Genomic DNA, 20797 nt, shown 5'->3' with positions numbered 1-20797 from the left:
GCCGCCGATTCCCGGCGGCGCGCCGGCCGCCCCGGGAGTGACCAGCCCGGGCGTCGCCGGGATTCGCACCGCGGCGATCCGCGGCTCGGTGGCGCCGACGCCGGGAGCATCGGTGCCGTCGCCCGCGGTGTCGGCAGCCGCCGGACAGCCGGCTCGGCTGGGGGCCTACCCGCGTGGCGTGCTCAACCCGACTGTCGCCGAGATCGCGGCGGTGGCGCTGCCCGGGGTCGCCGGCCTGATCTTCCTGACCTTGGGCGGCGGCGTGATCGGTTACCGTCAGGCCAACAGCGTCCGGTTCGTCAGAACCGCAGGAGCGGAACGCTTCCTGGCCTGAAACCCGCTCACAGGGTGATTCCTTTCCCGCCGGGCTGGGTAGGTTCCAGACCATGACGCTGGCATTCGGCGATTGGATCGTCCACCGCCGGTGGTATGCCGGCCGCAGTCGCCGACTCGTCTCGGCCGAGCCCGCCGCGGTGACCCCGATCGGAGAGAACCTCGAGCACGTGCTGCTCGACGTGACCTACGACGACGGCGCCGCCGAGCGGTACCAGCTGCTCGTGCGGTGGGCAGACGGCGAGCCCGCGTCCGACGGGGTCGACCCGGCCGCCATGATCGGTACCGTGCCGGGCGCGGCAGGTCCGCGCACGGCGTACGACGCCCTCTACGACCCCGAAGCGGCGCGCACCCTGCTGCGCCTGATCGATTCGTCGGCGACCGTCGCGGACCTGCGGTTCGTCCGGGAGCCCGACGCCGTCCTGCCGGTGAGCGCGCCGCCCAAGGTGTCCAGTGCCGAGCAGAGCAACACCAGCGTGATCTTCGGCAAGGACGCGATGCTCAAGGTGTTCCGGCGGGTCACCCCCGGCGTCAATCCCGACATCGAGCTCAACCGGGTGCTGGCCCGCGCGGGCAACCCGCACGTCGCGACGCTGCTCGGGTCCTACGACACCTGGTGGGCCGGACCGGACACCGAACCCTGCGCACTCGGCATGGTGGCCGCGTTCGCCGCCAACAGCGCCGAGGGCTGGGACATGGCCACCGCCAGCGCCCGTGAACTGCTCGCCGACGAGGTGGTCAGCGAGTTCTCCGACGAGTCCTACCGGCTTGGCGAGGCCGTCGCCTCCGTGCACGCCACGCTGGCGCAGACGCTGGGCACCGCCACCGTGCCGTTCCCGGTCGACACCGCGCTGGCCCGCCTGGCCACCGCCGCGCAGGCGGCACCGGAACTGGCCGCCTACGTGCCCGCCGTCGAGCAGCGGTACAGGGCGCTGGCCGATCAGACCATCCCGGCGCAGCGCGTGCACGGCGACCTGCATCTCGGACAGGTGCTGCGGACCCCGGAGAACTGGTTGCTGATCGACTTCGAGGGCGAGCCGGGTCAACCGCTCGACGAACGCCGGCGGCCGGACTCGCCGCTGCGCGACGTCGCCGGGATGCTCCGGTCCTTCGAGTACGCCGCCTATCAGCTGCTGGTGGAGCTGGGCCCCGGGCAGGATGCCGACGGCCGGGTCGCCGACGTCGCGCGCCACTGGGTGGACCGCAACAGCGCGGCGTTCTGCGCCGGCTATGCGGCCGGGGGCGGCGTCGACCCGCGAGACCACAGTCAGGTGCTCGCGGGCTACGAACTCGACAAGGCGGTCTACGAAGCGGCCTACGAGGCCCGCTTCCGGCCGGCGTGGCTGCCCATCCCGATGCGGTCGATCGAGCGCATCCTGGGCTGACCGCCTCGCGATTCCCGTCGGGGGCCGCCCGGGCCGGAGCTGTGCCAATCCGTCTGCGACAGTGAGGGACCCGGATGCGCCGGGTTGGCCGGCCTGTGCCGCCGGCCGTGCTCAAGCCGGCAGCCGTGACCACCGGGTAGGGCGCCGCCGCTCAACGGCTCCTACACCCGGCCCGCCCGGCCGGTGGCGGCGGTGACACCGCCGCCCCGCGGTGGTCACGGCTGCAAGCAAATCCAAGCTAACACAGCGGTCACCGATTCCGGGTCATATCGCCGGGCTAGCTCGGTGGCGCACAACAGCTTTCAATAGGGCCGGTCACTCGGCCCGCAGCACCAGCACCGTTCGGGCCGGCACCGACACGGTCGCACCTGCCGGGTGCGATTGCCCCGGCTCGGGTGCCACAGGCACCGCAGAGGACACGACCGGCTCCCAGGACGCCCCGAATTCCTCGGGTGGCAACGCGAAGTCGATCGCTTCGTGGTGGGCGTTGAAGCACAACAGGAACGACTGGTCGACGACGCGTTGACCGCGGGTGTCCATGTCCGGGATGCCGTGGCCGTTGAGGTACACCCCGACCGACTTCCCGAATCCCGAATCCCAGTCCCCGCCCGTCATCTCGGCGCCGTCGGGGGTGAACCACACGATGTCGGTCAAGCCCTGGCCACGCCGTCCGACCGGCTTGCCGCTGAAGAAGCGCCGCCGGCGGAACACCGGGTGGTCGGCCCGCAACCGGGACACCGTGCGGGTGAAGTCCAGCAGTTCTTTGTCCGCGGTGGACCAGTCGATCCAGGTGATCTCGTTGTCCTGGCAGTACCCGTTGTTGTTGCCGCCCTGGGTGCGACCGAGCTCGTCACCGTGACAGATCATCGGCACGCCCTGGGACAACAACAGCGTGGTCAGGAAGTTGCGCTGCTGCTGCCCGCGCAACGCCAGAATCTCCGGGTCGTCGGTGGGACCCTCGACCCCGCAGTTCCACGACCGGTTGTGGCTCTCACCGTCGTTGTTGTCCTCGCCGTTGGCCTCGTTGTGTTTCTCGTTGTAGGACACCAGGTCGCGAAGCGTGAACCCGTCGTGGGCGACGACGAAGTTGATCGACGCGACGGGGCGGCGGGCGGTGTGCTCGTACAGGTCGGCCGAACCGGTCAGGCGGGAGGCGAATTCGTCGAGGGTGGCAGGTTCACCACGCCAGAAGTCGCGCACGGTGTCGCGGTACTTGCCGTTCCACTCGGTCCACTGCGGCGGGAAGTTGCCCACCTGGTACCCGCCGGGGCCGACGTCCCACGGCTCGGCGATCAACTTCACCTGGCTGACCGTCGGATCCTGCTGCACCAGTTCGAAAAAGGTGGCCAGCCGATCGACGTCGTAGAACTCGCGGGCCAGTGTCGAGGCCAGGTCGAAGCGGAACCCGTCGACGTGCATCTCGGTGACCCAGTAGCGCAGCGAGTCCATGATCAGCTGCAGCGAGTGCGGATGCCGCACGTTGAAGCTGTTGCCGGTGCCGGTGTAGTCCATGTAGTACCGCTTGTCGTCGTCGACGAGCTGGTAGTAGGCGGCGTTGTCGATACCGCGCATGGACAGCGTCGGGCCCATGTGGTTGCCCTCGGCGGTGTGGTTGTAGACGACGTCGAGGATCACCTCGATGCCGGCTTCGTGCAGCGCGCGGACCATCGCCTTGAACTCCTGCACCTGCCCGCCGGGATTGGGGTTGGAGCTGTACTTGGAGTCCGGGGCGAAGAAGCCGATTGTGTTGTAGCCCCAGTAGTTCGACAGCCCCTTCTCGATCAGTGTCGAGTCGTTGGCGAAGTGGTGCACCGGCATCAGCTCGATCGCGGTGATGCCCAGCGACGTGAGGTGTTCGATGATCGCCGGGTGCCCGACCGCGGCGTAGGTGCCGCGGATCTGCTCGGGGATGTCGGGGTGGGTCTGGGTGAGGCCCTTGACGTGGGCCTCGTAGATCACCGAGTCGGCGTACTCGTGGTTGGGCGGACGGTCCACCCCCCAGTCGAAGAACGGGTTGATGACCACGCACTTGGGCATGTTCGCCGCCGAGTCGTCGTCGTTGCGGCTGTCGGGATCGCCGAAGTTGTAGCCGAACAGTGCCTGGTCCCAGTCGAAGTGCCCGTCGATGGCCTTCGCGTAGGGATCGAGCAGCAGCTTGTTCGGGTTGCACCGCATCCCGTTGGCCGGGTCGTACGGGCCGTGCACCCGGTACCCGTAGCGCTGCCCGGGCTCGATGTTCGGGATGAAGCCGTGCCAGACGAACCCGTCCACTTCGGGCAGGGTGATGCGGGTCTCGGTGCCGTCCGTGTCGAACAGGCACAGCTCCACCTTCTCCGCGGCCTCACTGAACAGGGCGAAGTTGGTCCCGGATCCGTCATAGGTCGCCCCGAGTGGGTAGGCCTTACCGGGCCACAGCTCCAGCGTCATGGTGTTTCCCGGCGAGCCGGCGATCTGTGTCAAGGGGGCTCTCCTGAATATGTGCGGGTTGTGGCGTTGACGACGCTAGGGGATGCCCGCGCATCGGGCAGTGCAACCGTTGGTTGCCTCACACCGTCGCGACGCCGGCCGCGCGCAGCGCGTCCAGGGCGGCGGTGGTGCTCTCCGGCGCCACCCCGGCGGTCAGCTCGAGCAGCACCCGGGTGGTGAATCCGGCGGCGGCCGCGTCGGCGGCGGTGGCCTTCACGCAGTAGTCGGTGGCGATGCCGACGACGTCCACCGCGCCGACGTCACGTTCCCGCAGCCAGTCGGCCAACAGGGTGCCGTCACCGGTGCTGCCCTCGAAACCGCTGTAGGCGGCCGAGTAGTGGCCCTTCTCGAAGACCGCCTCGATCGGGGAGGTGTCGAGATCGGGATGGAAGTCCGCCCCCGTGCTGTGCGCGACGCAGTGCACCGGCCAGGAATCCACGAAGTCGGGGGTGTCGGAGAAGTGCGGGCCGGGGTCGATGTGGAAGTCCGCCGTCGCGACCACGTGGTCGTAACCCGGGTCGGGCGCGGCGAGCAGAGCGTTGATGCCCTGCGCGACCGCGGCGCCGCCGGCGACCGCGAGCGAGCCGCCCTCGCAGAAGTCGTTCTGCACGTCAACGATGATCAGCGCCCTGTGCGACGTCACGTGTTCACGGTATCGCCGGCGGCCTGCACCCGCAGGTGCGCGGTCAGAAGAAGATGGTCGAACGTGGCGCGCGGCGGTAGGGCCTCCTCGTAGACCAGCATCCGGTAGTCGGACAGCAGCTGTTCGGCGAGCACCCGCAGCTTGACGTTCGTCTCCTGGGAACGCCAGCGCAGCAGTTCGAACGCGGCGTCGTCGTCCACCCGGTAGATCAGCATGAGCATGCCCTTGACCTGTTCGATCACCGCGCGGTTCTCGGTGATCTCGGCCAGGGCCCGGCTCAGCATGGTCTTGGTCTGCGCGTCGGTCGGGGTCATGTCGACGTAGAAGCCGTGGGTGCCGACGAGCCGGCCGTCCTCGTCGAGAAGCTGATCGCCGATCACCACCACTTCGTGGATGTCGCCGCCGGTGTCGATGATGCGGTGCCGGGTGGAGAACGTCCGGTGGGTGCGGCGCATCTCGTCGAGGGTGGCCGCGACCTGCTGGCGGTCCTCGGGGTGCTTGTGGGACAGCACGAGTTCGGTCGTCGGTGTCACGGTGCCCGGCTCGTATCCGTGCAGCAGCTGGACCTGCTCGGACCACTCCCAGCGCTCGTCGGCGAAGTAGAACCGGAACCACCCGACACGCTGGGGTGCGCCCCCGGCGAGCGCCTGTTCCAGTGAGTCTTCACTCGCCACAGCATGACCCTAGCGTGGGAATTGCAGCGCTCATCCGCCGAACAGCAGATACAGGCCGGTGAAGGTGTAGCCCACCATCACGAGCATCATGGCCAGTTGGCCGGTCAACTGGTGCCGCTCGGGCAGCACCGCCAGCGCCCGGTCGTGCGCGGCGATCACGCCGGCGATGTGGCCGGCCACCACGAAGCCGACCTTCAGCGTGGCCAGCAGCGCCGGGTGCATCGACAGCACGTACACGACCTCGGCGTCGCTCTGGCCGAACAGCCGGTACACCGTCTGCTGGCCCCGCTCGACCAGATAGGTCAGGTAGTGGGCGAAGACGTAACCGATCACGATGGGGATGAGCGAATGGGCCAGCAGCCCGGGCAGTGCGCGGCGGGTGGGGGCGTCGACACCGCCGGTGCAGCGGGCGGCGGCGCAGAACGTGACGGCGACGACCCCGACGAACAGCGCCAGCCCGGCGGTGCGCACGCCGGTCGCGGCCGCCCCGGAGCCCGCCAGATCGTCGACGAACCCGCGGAACTGCGGTGTCGCGGAGAAACTGTCGAATGCCGTGGAGCCCAGCAGCACCGACAAGACCGCGACGATCCCGGGCCGCACCGGCAGCGACGGCAGATGGTCGAACGGGTTGCCGATCGCGATGCGGCCGTCGGGATTACGGCGCAGCGGTGACAGTCGCGACGCGACGAGGCTGTACACCTCGAACGGGTCGGCGTTGGCGCACCAGCGCGGCCCGCACGACAGCGCACCGGCGACCGTCACCACGAGGTAGACGAGCAGCCACAGCCGGATCGCGGTCAGCGAACCCGGGTCGGCACTGGCGAGTTCGAGCCACACGAACGCGAACAGACCCGCCGCGGCAGGCCAGTACCCCAGCGCGGCCGGATAGCTGCGGCCCAGCGATCGGCCGCCGGTGAACCGGAGCAGCGCACGGACCGGGGACAGCACCCGCCAGACCGGACCCACCAGGACCGACACGGCCACCAGCCCGACCCACAGCAGCACGTAGAACACGCCGGGCAACGCGTTCTGCGCATTCTGCGGCCCCAGGAACGTCGCCGCGGCGACCCAGACGACGAGCAGCAGCGCCGCCGCCGCCAGTGCCCAGCGGGTGACCGGCGCGTCGACGGCCCGGGTCACCCACAGAGGCAGCGGCCGCCCCGGCCTGTTCGCGGAGAACCGCGGCTTCTTCCAGGCCAGCGCCACCACCGCGAAGGTGAACGTCAACGCCCACGCGGCGCCGATCAGCGCGTAGGTGAACGGGATCGGCAGATCGGCCGAACCGCCCAGGCCGTGGGCCAGCAGCTGTGTCGTCACTGCACCTGAATCGTGGCGACGGTCTTGTGCAGCTCGTGCAGTTCGATGTCGACCCGGCCCGGCACCTCGACGGTGAACCGGAAGGTCTGCGCGGGCCCGATGCCGACGTCGAAGCTGTGCTCGGGCGTGGAGTGCACGTGCAACTCGTCGGTCATGTCGCTGTTGACCCGCAGCTCGATCGGTTCGCCGACCGCGGCCTGGAACCGCGCGTTGACCGGGGTCACGGCACCGCCTTCGATCGCGATGTCGATGACGAGCTGTTCGGGCGGGGCCTGCGCATCGCCGGACGTCGTCGAGTCGGCCGCGGCGGTGATGGAAGTCGTTGCACCGCCGCCGGATTCGCCGCCACCGGATTCGCTGTCACGGGATTCGCCGGAGCCGGCACACCCGGCGAGCAACATTGCCGCCGCCGCGAGGGCGAGCATTCGCTGTGGTGTTGTCACTGTTCCTTGGTGTTGTCGGGTTTGCGTCGGTTCTTGGCCGCGATGTAGACGATCACCGCGGCCACCACGATCGCGGGCGCGAACGCGGGCACGGCAAGCCAGATCGGGTGGTCGGCCAGGATCACGACCTCGGACGGTTCGGTCATGCCTGAGCGCTGGGTTCGAACTCCGCTTTGCTGCCGCTGGGTTCGCTGTTGTTGATTCGGCCTGCGCCCCAAGCGATCCCGGAGACCATCGCCAGCGTGCAGAACAGCACTATCAGGCAACCGATCAGCCACAGCGACGCGGGGATGTCAGGGCTGCGCTCGCGCTGCAGGATGGTGATCTCCGAGACGAACGGACGGGTGAACTGCGCCTCGGCCGGCACCTCCTCGGCGCCGATGCCCGGGTCGCCGGCAAGGTAGATCGGCACCGCGGTCAGGGTGCGGCCGTCGTGCACCCGCAGCAGCGTCTTCCACGTGCCCGACACCGGCATCGGTTCTGTGGAGCGGAAGTGGCCGTCGCCGACCTTCTCCAGGTGGTCGACGAACATCCCGCGGTCGTTGGGCAGGCCGCCCTGCCAGCCCAGCACCGACACCCAGTTCGGGTCGTCGTCGACCACGTCCGGCGGGTTGAAGCGCACGTCGGCGGTCACGAACCGCTCGCCGTTGACCGCGGGCGCCTCGGTCAGCGTGATCGAAGCGGTCGCGTTCTGCGGGGTGTCGTAGCGCAGGCCGCTGGCCGCCGCGCCGCCGATCGCCAGCACCGTCAGCACCACCAGGCCGATCCCGACGGCGCGGCGGGGCAGGTGCTGACCGGTCAACACCATGCCGACCATCGCGCCGCAGGCACCGCAGAGCACCGCGACGGGCACCGACATCGCCAGGGCTTCGGGCCAGATGCTGGTCGGCCACGGGTACGGGTAGACCGCGCCGATCCACAAGGACTCCAGCCACAGGCCGGCGGTCGCGATGCCCAGCCCGCTGACCAGGCCGAACACCACCGGACGCCGGATCAGTGGGGTGAGGGCGAGGAGTTCGACGACGATCGCGGCCCCGAGGTAGAGCGGGAACCAGTTGATCGGCGCGTCGAGCAGCGGTCCGACCGTCACCGCGACCAGCCCCCGCAGCCCGATGGCGATCAGCGCGGCGATCAGCGCGGCCCCGCGCCCCATGAAGATCCTGGCCGCGACCAGCGCCAGCGCGGCGGCCGCCGCGATCAGCATCGGCTGGAACACCTGCCGGAACTGCGGGACGCCGAAGTCGAACTCGATCTGGTAGACCGAGGCGCCGATCAGCACGCCGGCGAAGGCGAGGTACTGCACGAACTTCAGGCCGATGCCGTCGGCCGGGGTGTCCTCGGCGCGGGCCCGCCTGCCCTCGTACTCGAGGTACAGCGCGGCCAGGGTGGAGAAACCGGCGCCGCCGATCATCATCAGGTGCGTCGGACCCCACAGCGTCACGTCCTGGCCGAAGATGCGGTGCCACATGTCGTCCAGCGGGAAACCGAGTAGGGCGTAGAGGCCGCATCCGGCCATCACGATGCCGCCGACCGGCGCGTACCAGTCGTCGGTGATGCGCACCGCGGCCGGACCGGGCCGGGGATCGTCGCCCCTGGGCAACACCATGGCGGTGCAGCCGGCGACGAAGATGCCGAACAACCCGATCAGGATGAAGTAGTGGGCGGGGTTGGCCAGCGCGCCGTCGTCGCGGCCATTGCCGATGTGCAGGCTGACGTCCCAGATGAAGCCGAACAGCGCGCAGATGATCGAGGCGATGAACAGCGCGAGCGGTAGTGCCACCCACGCCGGGCGCTTGAACCGGCGTCCGGACCAGTTCCCCAGCCGGGCAAGCCAGTCGATCTTGTGGTTGCGGTGCAGCCAGCCGATCCACAGCAGCACCGCGGCCACCACGCCGCCGGCCACCGTCAACGCGATGATCTCGCTCAGCGCGGCGCCGCCGCCCTCGTCACCGCCTGACGACTGGGCGAGCACGGACACCGCTTGCAGAGACAACTCCATCGTGATCCCATCCCGCGTACCGGACGCCTATCTGACTGGTCGGTAATGTTGCCAGAATTACCCGAGGTGAAACCAGGGGTACCGGGTTTTTTTCGATTGACGCAGCTGTCACTTGCGGGGTGGTCGGAGCACCTTCATCGCCATCTGCATGACCGGTGCGGGCACCCGGTCCTTCATCGTCAGCGCCGACGAGGCGACGTGGGTGCGCGCCGGGGTGCCGCGGCCGAACAGGCGGTTGATCGGGCCGCCGGACGGTTCCAGGTCGACGTGCAGCGGCGGCCTGCCGTCCGCGGCGCCGAGCGCGTTCGAGATGACGACGCGCTGAATCTCGCTGGTGCCCTCGAAGATGGTGTAGAGCTTGGCATCCCGGTACCACTTCTCCACGGGATGGTCGGTGATGTAGCCCCAGCCGCCCATGGTCTGGATGGCCCGTTCGGTGGTCCGCACCGCCAGCTCGCTGGCCGCCAACTTCGACATCGAGCCCTCGCCGCGCTCGAACGGCACCCCGGTCGCGGCCATCCAGGACGCGCGCCAGGTGAGCAACCGTGCAGCGTCCAGTCCGGTGGCCAGATCGGCCAGCGGGAACGCGATGCCCTGGTTGTCGATGATCGGCGCCCCGAACGCCTCCCGGCGGTTGGCGTACTCGGTCGCGTATTCGAGGGCGGCCCTTGCGATGCCGAGGGCCTGCGCGGCGACCATCGGCCGGGTTTGCTCGAAAGTGCCGAGGGTGGCCGAACCGGAGTGGCGGGCCCCTTCGACCGCCTCTCGGGCGCGCGCGAGCTTGTGGTCCAGCTTCTCCTGGCCTCCGAGCAGGTGGTCGGCGGGCACCCGCACCCCGGTGAGCTTCAGTTCGGCGGTGTGCGAGGCGCGGCAGCCGAGTTTGTCGAGCTTGCGCACCATCTCCAGACCCGGGGTGCCGCCGGGGACGATGAACAGCGCCTGCCCCTTGTGCCCGAGTTCCTGGTCGACGACAGCGTTGACCACGTGCACGTTGGCGATGCCGCCGTTGCCGATCCACATCTTGTGCCCGTCGATGATCCAGTCGGCGTCCGGCTCTGGGCCCGCCCGGCGGGCGGTGGTGCGCAGGTTGCGCACGTCGCTGCCGCCCTCAGGTTCGGAGATCGCCAGCGCGGCCAGCTTGAGATCGCCTGGGGTGCCGAAACATTCGGGCGCCCACTGGAGCATCTGTTCGGGTGAGGCGGCCTGCCCGATCGCCGACAGCGCCAGGGCGGGCATCACTACCGCGAGCCCGATGCCTGCGCACCCCCAGAACAGCTCCTCCATGAACATCGGCAGCGAGAGCCCGGTCGGGTCGCCGATCAGGTCGCGGTAGAACAGCGGGCTGTAGAACCCCCGGGCGGCCGCCTCTTCGAGTACCGGCCAGGGGAACTCCTGGCGCCGGTCGTATTCCGCGGCGACCGGGCGGACGACCTCTTCGGCGAACTCGTGCGTGCGGCGCGCCAGATCGTGTTGCGCCGCGGTCGGTGTGATGTCGAAACCCATCGCTTGCTCCCTACCGGAATCCCTGACCAGGCATTGCCACCGCCGTCTGTTGCCGGCCTAAGGTGGCTATTACCCAAAGCCGGGTCGGATTCCACCGCGGAGCACGCCGATGAAGTTCATCTACTCGCACCTTCGGCAACGCGACGGGGTCACGTGCGGGCCGACCGTCGCGGTCGTCGCCTGCGCGATGGTGGACCCGGCGTACCGGTTGTCGCTGGACGCACCGGATGCCGGCGTGTGGTTCGCCGCCGAGCAGGGACGGGTGCACGCGTCGGTGAACCGGGTGTGGCCGCGGGCGTGGGGCACCACGCCGATGGGGATGGCGCGCGCGGTCACCGCCTGCTCCCGCGGGCGCGGCGTGCGGTACCGCTGGCGGTTGGGGCGGGGACGCCGAGACGGGTTGGCCGACGTGCTGGCGGCGGTGCGGTCGGGGTGGCCGGTCGCGATGCTCATCGGCAGGTTCGTCCCGCGGCACTGGGTGCTGATCGTGGCCCTCACGGGCGAGGCGGCGCGGTGTTACGAGCCGTCGTCGGGCGAGATCTGCACCGTCGCGCTCGATGTCATTCGGCGGGGCCGGATGACGGGCCTGGGCTATCCGCGCGCGTTCACGTTCGTGTTGCCTGGATGCTCGACCCTGGCGGCGACCGACTGATCCGCGGCCGAGCCAGAGGCCCGCAGCCCGCTCACCACGCCGTCGCGGTTGCGTTCAGGCTGGTTCTGCGACATCTTCGCCTTGCCTTCGACCGACGTGATCTGCAGTTCCACCCCGACGATGGCCTTGAGCTGCCCGGCCAGGTACGACTCCGGTGCGTCGGAGACCTGCCACGGCTCGGGACGGCCGCGCTCGTGCTCGTCGGTCAGTCGGGCGACCAGGTCGAGCACCCACGCCGGATCGTCGTGCGCGAGAAGTCGGCCGTGCACGGCGACCACCTCGTAATTCCACGTCGGCACCACCTTGCCGGTCTCGCGCTTGGTCGGATAGAACGACGGCGACACGTATGCCTGCGGGCCGGAGAAGATCGCGACCGACGGGCCCTCGGCGCGCCAGTGCGGGTTCGCGCGTGCCACGTGACCGACCAGGCAGTGCCGGGTGTCGTCGTACAGCAGTGGCAGCGGGGTCACCAGCATCGCACCGCCGGAGTGCGTCACCAGGTGTGCGAAGCCACCCGGGCCGAGTGCGGCGAGGGCGTCCGCCTCGGACAACGCGAATTTCGGTGGGCGATACATGCTGGAGCTCAGCCTAGAGCGGTCCTCCCGGCTCCGCGGGTCGGCTTTCCCGGGCCGCGGGTTCGGGGACCGGCCAGTCCGGCGGCGGCTTCAGGCTGGCCAGCGCCAGGCTGCTGATGCCCATCAGCGCGATGGTCAGGATCAGGAAGTTGGTGTAGCCGCCGAAGTGGTCGGAGGTGGCGCCGGCGGCCAGCGGCCCGAAAGCGGTGCCCAGTGACAGCGCGGCCACCAGCCCGCCGAACAGCCCGCCGAAGTTCTTCAGCCCGAAGTAACGCGACGCGAGGTAGGCGATCACGTCGACCTCGGCGCCGAGCGTCAGGCCGAACAGCGCTGCGGCGACGGTCTGGCTGACCGGGCTGCTGCCGTCGATCAACAGCGCCGCGCAGCCGAGGATCGGCACCAGGTAGGCGCAGGCCCCGACGACCCGACCGGGGAAGCGGTCCAGCAACACCCCGACCCCGAGCCGGCCGATGATCGAGAAGACCCCGACCAGTGCCGCGGTGCCTGCTGCCGCCAACGGTTCGGCGCCGGCGTCGCGCAGGATCGGGACCAGGTGCACCACGATGCCCAGCGTGGTGAACGCGAACAGGCCGGCGGCGACCAGCAGCTTGTAGAAGGTGGCCGAGCGCAGGCCTTCCCGCAGCGTGACGCCGGGCAACTCGACAGGTGCGGCGGGCGGCCCGGACGGTTGCACCGCGCGGTCGCGCGCCGCCTTGTCGTCCTGGGCGCCGCGGAAGAAGAACCAGACCGCGACCAGCACCAGGGCGCCCCAGACCGCACCGAGGCCGAAAAATGCGCCGCGCCAGCCCCATTCACCGATGAACAGGGTGGCCAGGGCGGGGAAGACCGCCGCGGCCAGCGATCCGCCGGACAGGGTGACCGCGAACGCGAGGCCGCGGGAGGTCTCGAACCGGCTCGCCACCGCCGAGGTCCACACCGTCGTCTGCACCCAGAACGCCGCGAAGGCCAGCAGCGCCCACAGCAGCAGCCAGTTCGTCATCGACCCGGTGGCGGTGCCCAGCAGCGCGAACGCACCGCCCATCAGCGCGACGCCGACCAGGCCGACCCGCCGGGGACCGAGCCGGTCGACCATCAGGCCGATGGGCAACGCGGCGGCCGCGGCCGCCATGCCGACGATCGTCAGACCCGCCGAAGTCTCGGCGCGACTCCAGCCGAACGCGTCCTGCAACGGCTGCATGAACGCGCCGAGCGAATAGACGTGGATGACGCCGATCGAGTAGCCGAGGCCCGCGGCCACCGGCAGCGGACCGTGACGGCGCCACTCGGTGACGGCCGCGCTGCCGGATTTCACCATGCCGACCCCTTGTCAGTTTGGCACTGCTGTGTAATGCGCTATGCGGGCGCTCAGCAGTCTAGGGCGGCGGCGCGGGACCCGTGGCGGTCACGTCGGAATCGCGCGGGAATCGGCGATGCGGCGCTGCGCCTCCCCGACCGAGATGCGCAGCCTGCGCGCGAGGACCTCGGCCCACGGCGCACCGGCGAATTCGACCGGCGGCGGACCGGAGACCATCCGCGCGAGGAGCTGCCGCTGGGTGGCCGCGAGCGTTTTCTCCAGCGCGTCGAGCCGGACCAGCACAGCGCGCTGATCGACCGGCCGCAACGTGCTGAACGGGAGGGCGGAGACCGCCCGCTGGGCGTGATCCACGGCCTCGAGCGCCGCGATCCAATCTTTCTTCGAACTCATGTTCGACAGCGTAGGTGGGGCGACCGACAACATGCCGATACGCTGGGGGGATGGCCGGAAAGATCGCCACCGCCGACGCGGTCACGCTGCCCGAACTGCTCGACTTCATCCGTCCTCGGCACCGGATGGTGCTGACCACCTTCCGGGCCGACGGTTCCCTGCAGAGTTCGCCCGTCACCGGCGGGGTGGACGCCGAGGGGCGGATCGTGATCGCGAGCTATCCGCAGCGCGCGAAGGCCGCCAACATCAGGCGGCACCCGCACGCGAGCGCGGTGGTGCTGTCGGACGAGTTCAGCGGGCCCTATGTACAGGTCGACGGGTCTGCCGAGGTGGTGGACCTGCCGGAGGCGGTGGAACCGCTCGTCGAGTACTTCCGGGCCGTGTCGGGCGAGCACCCGGACTGGGACGAGTACCGCCGGGCGATGGTCGACCAGCGCAAGTGTCTGATCCGGGTGACGCCCCGGCGCTGGGGGCCGGTGGCGACGGGAGGTTTCCCGCCCAGGTGAGGCGCGGATGCCGCGGGAGGCCGGACAGGACGGCCGTCCGCGACTGTGGTAGTCAGAGCTAGCGGACGGATTGCGTCGGCTAGCACGTCAAACTATAGTCTGGACACATGTCCAGGAGGGTTCGGGTTTCTTGCGCCACACGATCTGCCCAGCTCAGGGCCGCTCTCCGGGATATGTGAGCTGACCATGCGCATCGCACTGCTGTCCTATCGAAGCAAGACCCACTGCGGCGGCCAGGGCGTCTACGTCCGGCATCTGAGCCGCGGTCTGGTCGAACTCGGACACGACGTCGAGGTGTTCTCCGGTCAGCCCTATCCCGAGGGCCTCGACCCCCGTGTCCGGCTGACGAAGGTGCCGAGCCTGGACCTCTACCGCGAGCCGGACCCGTTCCGCGTACCGCGGCCCAGCGAGATCAAGACCAGCATCGACCTGCAGGAGCTGCTGACCACCTGGACCGCGGGCTTCCCGGAGCCCAAGACGTTCAGCCTGCGGATGGCGCGGCTGCTCGCCGAGCGTCGCGACGACTTCGACGTCGTGCACGACAACCAGTGCCTGGGCACCGGGCTGCTCGACATCGCGGCCTCGGGCCTGCCCGTAGTGGCCACCGTGCACCATCCGATCACCCGCGACCGCGTGGTCGACGTCGCCGCCGCGGTGTGGTGGCGCAAGCCGCTGGTACGCCGCTGGTACGGCTTCGCCGAGATGCAGAAGCAGGTGGCGCGCCGGATCCCGGAGCTGCTGACCGTGTCGTCGACCTCGGCCGTCGACATCGCCGAGGACTTCGGCGTCGACCCGGCCCAGTTGCACGTCGTCCCGCTCGGGGTGGACACCCAGCTGTTCCAGCCCTCGCAGGAGCGGGTGCGGAACCGGATCATCGCGATCGCCAGCGCCGACGTGCCGCTCAAGGGCGTCAGTCACCTGCTGCACGCGGTCGCCCGGCTGCGCGTCGAGCGTGACCTGGAGCTGCAGCTGGTCGCCAAGCTCGAGCCCAACGGCCCGACCGAGAAGCTCATCGCCGAGCTGGGCATCTCCGACATCGTGCACATCTCCAGCGGACTGAGCGACTCGGAGTTGGCGGGCCTGCTGGCCTCGGCCGACGTCGCCTGCATCCCGTCGCTCTACGAAGGGTTCTCGCTGCCCGCGGTGGAGGCGATGGCCAGCGGCACCCCGATCGTGGCCAGCCGGGCCGGCGCGCTGCCCGAGGTCGTGGGCACCGACGGCGAGTGCGCGCGGCTGGTGACCCCCGCCGACGTCGACGAGCTCACGACCGTGCTCGGCGAACTGCTCGACTCCCCGCTGGAGCTGCGCCGCCTCGGCGACAACGGCCGCCGGCGCGCGCTCGAGGTGTTCAGCTGGGAATCCGTGGCCGCCCAGACCGTCGCGGTGTACGACCGAGCCTGTGAGAGGGTCACCACATGCTGACCGTGGACTTCGACCGGCTCGGTGTCGGCGCCGGCACCAAGGTGATCGACGTCGGATGTGGCGCGGGCCGCCACACCTTCGAGGCGTTCCGCCGCGGAGCCGACGTGATCGGATTCGACCAGAGCGCTTCGGATCTCAACGATGTCGACCAGATCCTGCAGGCGATGAAGGAGCAGGGCGAGGCGCCGGCGTCGGCCAAGGGCGAGGCGGTCAAGGGTGACGCGCTGGACCTGCCGTACGCCGACGGCACCTTCGACTGCGTCATCGCCTCCGAGATCCTAGAGCACGTGCCGGAGGACACCCGGGCCATCTCGGAACTGGTGCGCGTCCTCAAACCCGGTGGTGCGCTGGCGATCACCGTTCCACGGTGGCTGCCCGAGCGGATCTGCTGGGCGTTGTCGGACGAGTACCACGCCAACGAGGGCGGCCATATTCGGATCTACCGGGCCGACGAGCTGCGGGACAAGGTGCTCGCCCACGGGCTGGAGCTGACCCACACCGCCCACGCCCACGCGCTGCACTCACCGTACTGGTGGCTGAAATGCGCTGTGGGAACCGAGAAGAACGATCACCCCGCCGTGAAGGCGTATCACAAGCTCTTGGTGTGGGACATGATGGGCCGGCCGTGGCTCACGCGTACCGCCGAGGCAGCGCTGAATCCGCTGATCGGCAAGAGCGTTGCCCTCTACTTCAGGAAGCCACCGGCTGCCGATGCCTGACGCCCCCGGTGTGCCGGGCGTTTTCACGCCGGCCCAATGTCTGCAGACCGCCGAGTCGATCGCCGCGACGCAGGAGCCGAGCGGCGCGATCCCGTGGTCGGTCGGCGGGCACACCGATCCGTGGGATCACATCGAGAACGCGATGGCGCTCACCGTCGCAGGCCTGCTGGAACCGGCGCGCGCGGCCTTCGAGTGGTCGCGCACCACCCAGCGTCCCGACGGGACATGGCCGATCCAGCTGCGCGCCGGGGTCGTCGAGGACGCCAACAGCGACAGCAATTTCTGCGCCTACATCGCCACCGGGGTGTGGCACCACGTGCTGGTCACCGGTGACCGCCGCTTCGCCGAGACCATGTGGCCCGTAGTGGTCAGAGCCATCGACTTCGTGTTGGAACTGCAGTTCGCCGCCGGAGAGATCGCTTGGGCCCGAGGACCTTCCGGGGATGCCGACGAAGCGCTGCTCACCGGGTGCGCGAGCATCTACCACAGCATCCGGTGCGCGCTGGCGCTCGCCGACCACGTCGGTGACCCGCAGCCCGAATGGGAGGTCGCCGTGGGCCGGCTCGGCCACGCGATCGCCGAGCATCCCGACCGGTTCGTCACCAAGGACCGCTGGTCGATGGAGTGGTACTACCCGGTGCTCGGTGGGGCGCTGCGCGGACCGCGTGCGCAGGCGCGCATCGACGAGCGGTGGGACGACTTCGTGGTCCCCGGACTGGGCATCCGGTGTGTCGACGACCGGCCGTGGGTCACCGGGGCCGAAACCTGCGAGCTGGTGCTGGCTCTGGAGGCGATGGGGGACAGAACCCGGGCCCTCGAGCAGTTCTCGGCCATGCACCACCTCCGCGAGGAGGACGGCTCGTACTGGACGGGACTGGTGTACTCCGACGGTAAGCGCTGGCCCGTGGAGCGCACCACCTGGACCGGCGCCGCGGTGATCCTGGCCGCCGACGCGCTGTCATCCGGCACGCCGGCCGCAGGCATCTTCCGCGGCGCAGATCTTCCGAGAGGCCTTGAGGGCCAATACGATTGCGAGTGCGCGACCAGCGAGCGCTAGCCGGCGCCCAGTGCGCCGGGCCGGCCGGACACCCGCTCCAGCACACGCATCGACCCGGTGGCCAAAACCTCGCGGAAATCCCCACAGTCGAGCGCGCGCCGGTAGATGAGGAACGGCGCCTGGCCGCCGTCGGCCGGATCCGGGAACACGTCGTGGATGACCAGTGCGCCGCCCACGTCGACCCACCGGGCCCACCCGTCGAAGTCGCGGTTGGCCGCCTCCTCGGTGTGGCCACCGTCGATGAACAAGAGCCGCAACGGAGTTCGCCAACCGCGAGCGACCACCGGCGACCGTCCCACCACTGCCACGATGTGCTCGTCCAGACCGGCGGCGTCCAGCGTGTGCCGCAGCGTCGGCAGCGTGTCGAACAGTCCGGTGACCGGGTCGACCATCGTGGAGTCGTGGTACTCCCACCCCGGCTGGTGTTCCTCGGAGCCGTGATGGTGATCGACGGTGTAGAGCAGCCCGCCCGTCTGCTGTGCGGCAGCGCCGAGCATCACGGTGGACTTGCCGCAGTACGTGCCGATCTCGACGCCGACGCCGTCGGCGAGGTACTTCACGGCGGTGTCGTAGAGGACGCGCCCCTCGTCGGCCGGCATGAAGCCGGTGACGCGCTCGGCGAGCTCGAAAAGGGCTGCCGCGGCGGGGGGCAGCGTGGTACCGGTATCGGATTGACGGCTCGCCGTCGTGTCGCTCATGGCAGTCCAACTTACCTTTGCCGGGCTCTAGTGGTTCATCCCCGGTTGTAGTAGCGTCCGGACATGTGTCCGATCCGGCTCTGGAGTCGACTCGGCGTCGTCTGACGGCCCGGCAGGCCGAGACGGTGGACCGTCTGGGACGGGCGGCGGTGGAACTTCTCAGGCGGGACGGTTACCCGGCGCTGACCGTGCGGCGGGTGGCCGCCGAGGCCGGGGTGGGGGCCGCGACCGCCTACACCTATTTCTCGTCCAAGGAGCATCTGGTCGCCGAGGTGTTCTGGCGCCGGCTGTCCGGCTCTCCTGAGGTCGCTCACGGTTCGGCGGACCCCGCATCCCGGGTCACCGCAGTGCTCGGACACATCTCGATGCTGGTCGCCGACGAGCCAGAGTTCGCCGGCGCGGTGACCTCCGCCCTGCTGGGCCGCGATCCCGATGTCGAGGTGCTGCGCACGCGTATCGGCCGGGACATCCGTGACCGCCTGGCCGCGGCGCTGGGTTCGGACACCGACGGCGACGTCATCGATGCGCTGGAGATGCTCTATTCGGGCGCGCTGGTGCGGGCCGGCATGGGGCACGTGTCGTATCAGGAGATCGCGGCCAAGTTGGAGAAGTCCGCACGCCTGGTGCTGGGCTGAGCGCTAGCCGACGCTCACCAGCGCGGTGGCCGCGGTCACCGCGGGCTCGGTGATCCCTCGGACGTCGCGCTCGTCTTCGACGAAAAGCGCTGTCAGTTCCCGTAATCCGCCGAGCAGGATGAGCGCCATCGGCGGCGTGATCGGGGTGATCGCGGCGCGCTGGAAGCCGGGATTGCTCGTCAGCGCGGTCAGCAGACCGGTCAGGTCGTGCATCACCTGCCGGTGCAGCGGGTGCGCCGCCGCGCCGAGCGCGGGGGCCTCACGGATCCAGCACAGCGTGATCGCCGGGCGCGCGCTGATGTGCTCGACATAGGCGTCGACGGCCTGGCGGATCTGCTCCTGCCAGTCGGCCTCCGGCCGGACCGTCGCACCGATGCGCGCGATCAGGTCGGAGTTGTTGCGGCGCAGCAGTTCGATCAGGCATTCCTGTTTGCTTGCGAACTGTTCGTAGAACGTGCGCTTGGAGGTGCGGGCGTGCCGGACCACGTCGGCGACGGTGCTGTCGCGGTACCCGCGTTCGATGATCGCCGACGTCAGCCCGTCGAGCAGGCGGTCGGTCACCGACGGGGCGTGGCCGGCCGGCACCGGAGTCGTCGTCACTTCGTCTTCACCCTTGCAGCTTGTGGTACCAACCGGTACCGTACCCGATGACACGCTGGTACATGGGAGTACCAGTGCTGGACCGGGGAGTTTGATGAGCGAAGCGACCGTCACCGCGCACCACTCCGCCACCCGCGGCATGCCGCCGGTGCGGCTGCCACCGTCGCCGCGGATCCCGAGAGTGATTCAGGGCCTGGGTTTCTCGCTGTCCCGGCAGTGGACGGTGGACCAGATCGTCCGCCGGTACGGCGACGTGTTCTCGATGACGCTGCCCGTGTTCGGGCCGACCGTGCTGGTGACCGACCCGACGCTGGCCAAACAGTTGTTCATGGCCAACACCGACGATGTCGGCAACATCCAGCCCAACCTGTCCCGAGTGCTGGGCTCCGGATCGGTGTTCGCCCTCGACGGCACCGACCACCGCAGGCGCCGCAAGCTGCTCACCCCGCCGTTCCACGGCAAGAGCATCAAGAACTACGAGCGGATCTTCGAGGAGGAGACGCTGCGCGAGACCGAGACCTGGCCTGAGGGGCGGGAATTCGAGACTCTCGAGCCGATGATGAGGATTACGCTCAACGCGATCCTGCGCGCGGTGTTCGGCGCAGACGGCGCACACCTCGACGAACTGCGCCGCATCATCCCGCCGTGGGTGACCCTCGGTTCCCGGCTGGCGGTGCTGCCGACCCCGCAACGGACCTACGGACGCTTCAGCCCGTGGGGGCGCCTTGCGGCCTACCGGCGCCGTTATGACGAGGTGATCGGCCGCCTCATCGACGCCGTGCAGGCCGACCCGCACTTCGACACCCGCGACGACATCCTGGCGCTGCTGCTGCGCAGCACCTATGAGGACGGTTCCTCCATGTCGCGTCAGGACATCGGCGACGAACTGCTGACGCTGCTGGCCGCCGGGCACGAGACCACCGCGGCGACGTTGGGCTGGGCCTTCGAGCGCATCAGCCGTCATCCCGACGTGCTGTCCGAACTGGCCGCCGAGGCCGACACCGAGGGCAACGAATACCGGCAGGCGGCGATCCTGGAGATCCAGCGCAGCCGCACCGTGATCGACTTCGCCGGCCGGCACGTCTACGCACCAACCTTTGAACTCGGGGAATGGGTTATCCCGCAGGGCTATTCGATCGTGGTCGCGATAGGGCAGGTGCACCGTCGCGGTGCCGACTTCCCCGACCCGGAACGCTTCGACCCGAATCGGTTCCTCGGCCGGCGCCCCCCCACGTTCGCCCACATCCCCTTCGGCGGCGGCACCCGGCGCTGCGTCGGCGCGACGTTCGCCAACGTCGAGATGGACATCGTGCTGCGAACGGTGTTGCGTCACTTCCGGATCGAGACGACCACCGCGACGGGGGAGAAGATGCACTCGCGCGGAGTGGCCTACACCCCCGCCGACGGCGGCCGTGTGGTCATGTACCGCCGCTGAATCAGACCGCCACGGCGAGCCGTGATCAGA

General features: G+C 69.6%; 21 protein-coding genes and 1 pseudogene. 9 read left to right on the top strand and 13 right to left on the bottom strand.

Translation table 11 applies throughout. From position 1 onward, the window contains the following. Both MVA01S_RS20145 and MVA01S_RS20140 read left to right on the top strand, forming a co-directional pair. Positions 1 to 334, top strand: a pseudogene (locus tag MVA01S_RS20145) (hypothetical protein); the annotation flags it as partial. Between the two features lie 52 nt (positions 335 to 386). Continuing rightward, the gene (locus MVA01S_RS20140) at positions 387 to 1718 is read left to right on the top strand and encodes a maltokinase N-terminal cap-like domain-containing protein (protein WP_003931371.1); all 1332 of its coding nucleotides are present in this window, start codon (positions 387 to 389) and stop codon (positions 1716 to 1718) included. Between the two features lie 315 nt (positions 1719 to 2033). On the opposite strand, the gene glgX is transcribed toward MVA01S_RS20140, so the two are convergent. The 8 genes from glgX to MVA01S_RS20105 form a co-directional block, all read right to left on the bottom strand. After that, positions 2034 to 4145 carry a glycogen debranching protein GlgX gene (gene glgX, locus MVA01S_RS20135; RefSeq protein WP_086006070.1) on the bottom strand — a complete coding sequence of 704 codons (2112 nt, stop codon included), beginning with the start codon at positions 4143 to 4145 and terminating at the stop codon, positions 2034 to 2036. A 118-nt stretch (positions 4146 to 4263) separates the two neighbouring features. Beyond that, entirely contained in the window at positions 4264 to 4827 is a 564-nt protein-coding gene (locus MVA01S_RS20130; protein WP_003931369.1) for an isochorismatase family protein, read from the bottom strand. Beyond that, positions 4824 to 5501: a PAS and ANTAR domain-containing protein gene (locus MVA01S_RS20125; protein WP_003931368.1), complete on the bottom strand. Its 678-nt coding sequence runs from the start codon at positions 5499 to 5501 to the stop codon at positions 4824 to 4826. The genes MVA01S_RS20130 and MVA01S_RS20125 overlap by 4 nt, the downstream gene beginning before the upstream one ends. 30 nt (positions 5502 to 5531) lie before the next feature. After that, entirely contained in the window at positions 5532 to 6818 is a 1287-nt protein-coding gene (locus tag MVA01S_RS20120; protein ID WP_003931367.1) for a hypothetical protein, read from the bottom strand. Next, entirely contained in the window at positions 6815 to 7243 is a 429-nt protein-coding gene (locus MVA01S_RS20115; protein WP_003931366.1) for a hypothetical protein, read from the bottom strand. Before MVA01S_RS20115 ends, MVA01S_RS20120 begins: the two co-directional genes overlap by 4 nt. A 14-nt stretch (positions 7244 to 7257) precedes the next feature. Beyond that, a complete protein-coding gene (locus MVA01S_RS31540) occupies positions 7258 to 7407 on the bottom strand; it encodes a hypothetical protein (RefSeq protein ID WP_003931365.1) in 150 nt (49 codons plus the stop codon). After that, the gene (locus MVA01S_RS20110; RefSeq protein WP_003931364.1) at positions 7404 to 9260 is read right to left on the bottom strand and encodes a hypothetical protein; all 1857 of its coding nucleotides are present in this window, start codon (positions 9258 to 9260) and stop codon (positions 7404 to 7406) included. Before MVA01S_RS20110 ends, MVA01S_RS31540 begins: the two co-directional genes overlap by 4 nt. Positions 9261 to 9368: 108 nt before the next feature. Further along, positions 9369 to 10763 carry an acyl-CoA dehydrogenase family protein gene (locus tag MVA01S_RS20105; RefSeq protein ID WP_003931363.1) on the bottom strand — a complete coding sequence of 465 codons (1395 nt, stop codon included), beginning with the start codon at positions 10761 to 10763 and terminating at the stop codon, positions 9369 to 9371. 109 nt (positions 10764 to 10872) lie between these two features. Here MVA01S_RS20105 and MVA01S_RS20100 point away from each other — a divergent pair, with 109 nt between their 5' ends. Then, positions 10873 to 11415 carry a hypothetical protein gene (locus MVA01S_RS20100; RefSeq protein WP_003931362.1) on the top strand — a complete coding sequence of 181 codons (543 nt, stop codon included), beginning with the start codon at positions 10873 to 10875 and terminating at the stop codon, positions 11413 to 11415. Here MVA01S_RS20100 and MVA01S_RS20095 read toward each other — a convergent pair. From MVA01S_RS20095 to MVA01S_RS20085, 3 genes are all read right to left on the bottom strand, one after another. Further along, positions 11355 to 11990, bottom strand: coding sequence for an FMN-binding negative transcriptional regulator (locus MVA01S_RS20095; RefSeq protein ID WP_003931361.1), 636 nt, complete (start codon positions 11988 to 11990; stop codon positions 11355 to 11357). The genes MVA01S_RS20100 and MVA01S_RS20095 overlap by 61 nt on opposite strands. A 13-nt stretch (positions 11991 to 12003) precedes the next feature. Then, the gene (locus tag MVA01S_RS20090; RefSeq protein WP_003931360.1) at positions 12004 to 13305 is read right to left on the bottom strand and encodes an MFS transporter; all 1302 of its coding nucleotides are present in this window, start codon (positions 13303 to 13305) and stop codon (positions 12004 to 12006) included. 87 nt (positions 13306 to 13392) lie between these two features. Next, positions 13393 to 13695 carry a DUF222 domain-containing protein gene (locus MVA01S_RS20085; RefSeq protein WP_003931359.1) on the bottom strand — a complete coding sequence of 101 codons (303 nt, stop codon included), beginning with the start codon at positions 13693 to 13695 and terminating at the stop codon, positions 13393 to 13395. A gap of 50 nt (positions 13696 to 13745) precedes the next feature. Between MVA01S_RS20085 and MVA01S_RS20080 the strand changes: the two genes are divergently transcribed. The 4 genes from MVA01S_RS20080 to mmpH all read left to right on the top strand — a co-directional run bounded on the left by MVA01S_RS20080 (position 13746) and on the right by mmpH (position 17399). After that, complete coding sequence (locus MVA01S_RS20080) at positions 13746 to 14201, top strand: PPOX class F420-dependent oxidoreductase (protein ID WP_003931358.1); 456 nt, start codon at positions 13746 to 13748, stop codon at positions 14199 to 14201. Between the two features lie 186 nt (positions 14202 to 14387). Continuing rightward, positions 14388 to 15623, top strand: coding sequence for an MMP alpha-(1->4)-mannosyltransferase (gene manT, locus MVA01S_RS20075; RefSeq protein ID WP_003931357.1), 1236 nt, complete (start codon positions 14388 to 14390; stop codon positions 15621 to 15623). Next, positions 15617 to 16342 carry a class I SAM-dependent methyltransferase gene (locus MVA01S_RS20070; RefSeq protein WP_003931356.1) on the top strand — a complete coding sequence of 242 codons (726 nt, stop codon included), beginning with the start codon at positions 15617 to 15619 and terminating at the stop codon, positions 16340 to 16342. Before manT ends, MVA01S_RS20070 begins: the two co-directional genes overlap by 7 nt. Further along, positions 16335 to 17399 carry an MMP endo-(1,4)-3-O-methyl-alpha-D-mannosidase gene (gene mmpH, locus MVA01S_RS20065; RefSeq protein WP_003931355.1) on the top strand — a complete coding sequence of 355 codons (1065 nt, stop codon included), beginning with the start codon at positions 16335 to 16337 and terminating at the stop codon, positions 17397 to 17399. Before MVA01S_RS20070 ends, mmpH begins: the two co-directional genes overlap by 8 nt. Here the strand turns inward: mmpH and MVA01S_RS20060 are convergent. Then, positions 17396 to 18097, bottom strand: coding sequence for a class I SAM-dependent methyltransferase (locus MVA01S_RS20060; protein WP_003931354.1), 702 nt, complete (start codon positions 18095 to 18097; stop codon positions 17396 to 17398). The genes mmpH and MVA01S_RS20060 overlap by 4 nt on opposite strands. Before the next feature lie 65 nt (positions 18098 to 18162). Here MVA01S_RS20060 and MVA01S_RS20055 point away from each other — a divergent pair, with 65 nt between their 5' ends. Next, positions 18163 to 18732 (top strand): TetR/AcrR family transcriptional regulator, encoded by a 570-nt coding sequence (locus MVA01S_RS20055; protein WP_003931353.1) that lies wholly within the window; start codon positions 18163 to 18165, stop codon positions 18730 to 18732. Between the two features lie 3 nt (positions 18733 to 18735). Here the strand turns inward: MVA01S_RS20055 and MVA01S_RS20050 are convergent, their stop codons facing one another. Next, the gene (locus tag MVA01S_RS20050) at positions 18736 to 19332 is read right to left on the bottom strand and encodes a TetR/AcrR family transcriptional regulator (RefSeq protein ID WP_237024273.1); all 597 of its coding nucleotides are present in this window, start codon (positions 19330 to 19332) and stop codon (positions 18736 to 18738) included. 94 nt (positions 19333 to 19426) lie between these two features. Between MVA01S_RS20050 and MVA01S_RS20045 the strand changes: the two genes are divergently transcribed. Beyond that, entirely contained in the window at positions 19427 to 20767 is a 1341-nt protein-coding gene (locus tag MVA01S_RS20045; protein ID WP_003931351.1) for a cytochrome P450, read from the top strand. The last annotated feature ends 30 nt before the right edge of the window (positions 20768 to 20797 follow it).

The sequence above is a fragment of the Mycolicibacterium vaccae NBRC 14118 = CIP 105934 genome (genome assembly GCF_001552715.1).
GTDB classification, from domain to species: domain Bacteria; phylum Actinomycetota; class Actinomycetes; order Mycobacteriales; family Mycobacteriaceae; genus Mycobacterium; species Mycobacterium vaccae.
The sequence above is the reverse complement of the archived record's forward strand: the minus strand, read 5'-3'. Positions and strand labels throughout refer to the sequence as shown.

Excerpts from the sequence above, each read along its gene's own strand:
- MVA01S_RS31540 (WP_003931365.1), bottom strand. The coding sequence starts at position 7,407 with ATGACCGAACCGTCCGAGGTCGTGATCCTGGCCGACCACCCGATCTGG.
- MVA01S_RS20070 (WP_003931356.1), top strand. The coding sequence starts at position 15,617 with ATGCTGACCGTGGACTTCGACCGGCTCGGTGTCGGCGCCGGCACCAAG.
- manT (WP_003931357.1), top strand. The coding sequence starts at position 14,388 with ATGCGCATCGCACTGCTGTCCTATCGAAGCAAGACCCACTGCGGCGGC.
- MVA01S_RS20105 (WP_003931363.1), bottom strand. The coding sequence starts at position 10,763 with ATGGGTTTCGACATCACACCGACCGCGGCGCAACACGATCTGGCGCGC.
- MVA01S_RS20095 (WP_003931361.1), bottom strand. The coding sequence starts at position 11,990 with ATGTATCGCCCACCGAAATTCGCGTTGTCCGAGGCGGACGCCCTCGCC.
- MVA01S_RS20060 (WP_003931354.1), bottom strand. The coding sequence starts at position 18,097 with ATGAGCGACACGACGGCGAGCCGTCAATCCGATACCGGTACCACGCTG.
- glgX (WP_086006070.1), bottom strand. The coding sequence starts at position 4,145 with ATGACGCTGGAGCTGTGGCCCGGTAAGGCCTACCCACTCGGGGCGACC.
- mmpH (WP_003931355.1), top strand. The coding sequence starts at position 16,335 with ATGCCTGACGCCCCCGGTGTGCCGGGCGTTTTCACGCCGGCCCAATGT.
- MVA01S_RS20080 (WP_003931358.1), top strand. The coding sequence starts at position 13,746 with ATGGCCGGAAAGATCGCCACCGCCGACGCGGTCACGCTGCCCGAACTG.
- MVA01S_RS20115 (WP_003931366.1), bottom strand. The coding sequence starts at position 7,243 with ATGCTCGCCCTCGCGGCGGCGGCAATGTTGCTCGCCGGGTGTGCCGGC.
- MVA01S_RS20045 (WP_003931351.1), top strand. The coding sequence starts at position 19,427 with ATGAGCGAAGCGACCGTCACCGCGCACCACTCCGCCACCCGCGGCATG.
- MVA01S_RS20140 (WP_003931371.1), top strand. The coding sequence starts at position 387 with ATGACGCTGGCATTCGGCGATTGGATCGTCCACCGCCGGTGGTATGCC.
- MVA01S_RS20100 (WP_003931362.1), top strand. The coding sequence starts at position 10,873 with ATGAAGTTCATCTACTCGCACCTTCGGCAACGCGACGGGGTCACGTGC.
- MVA01S_RS20085 (WP_003931359.1), bottom strand. The coding sequence starts at position 13,695 with ATGAGTTCGAAGAAAGATTGGATCGCGGCGCTCGAGGCCGTGGATCAC.
- MVA01S_RS20110 (WP_003931364.1), bottom strand. The coding sequence starts at position 9,260 with ATGGAGTTGTCTCTGCAAGCGGTGTCCGTGCTCGCCCAGTCGTCAGGC.
- MVA01S_RS20090 (WP_003931360.1), bottom strand. The coding sequence starts at position 13,305 with ATGGTGAAATCCGGCAGCGCGGCCGTCACCGAGTGGCGCCGTCACGGT.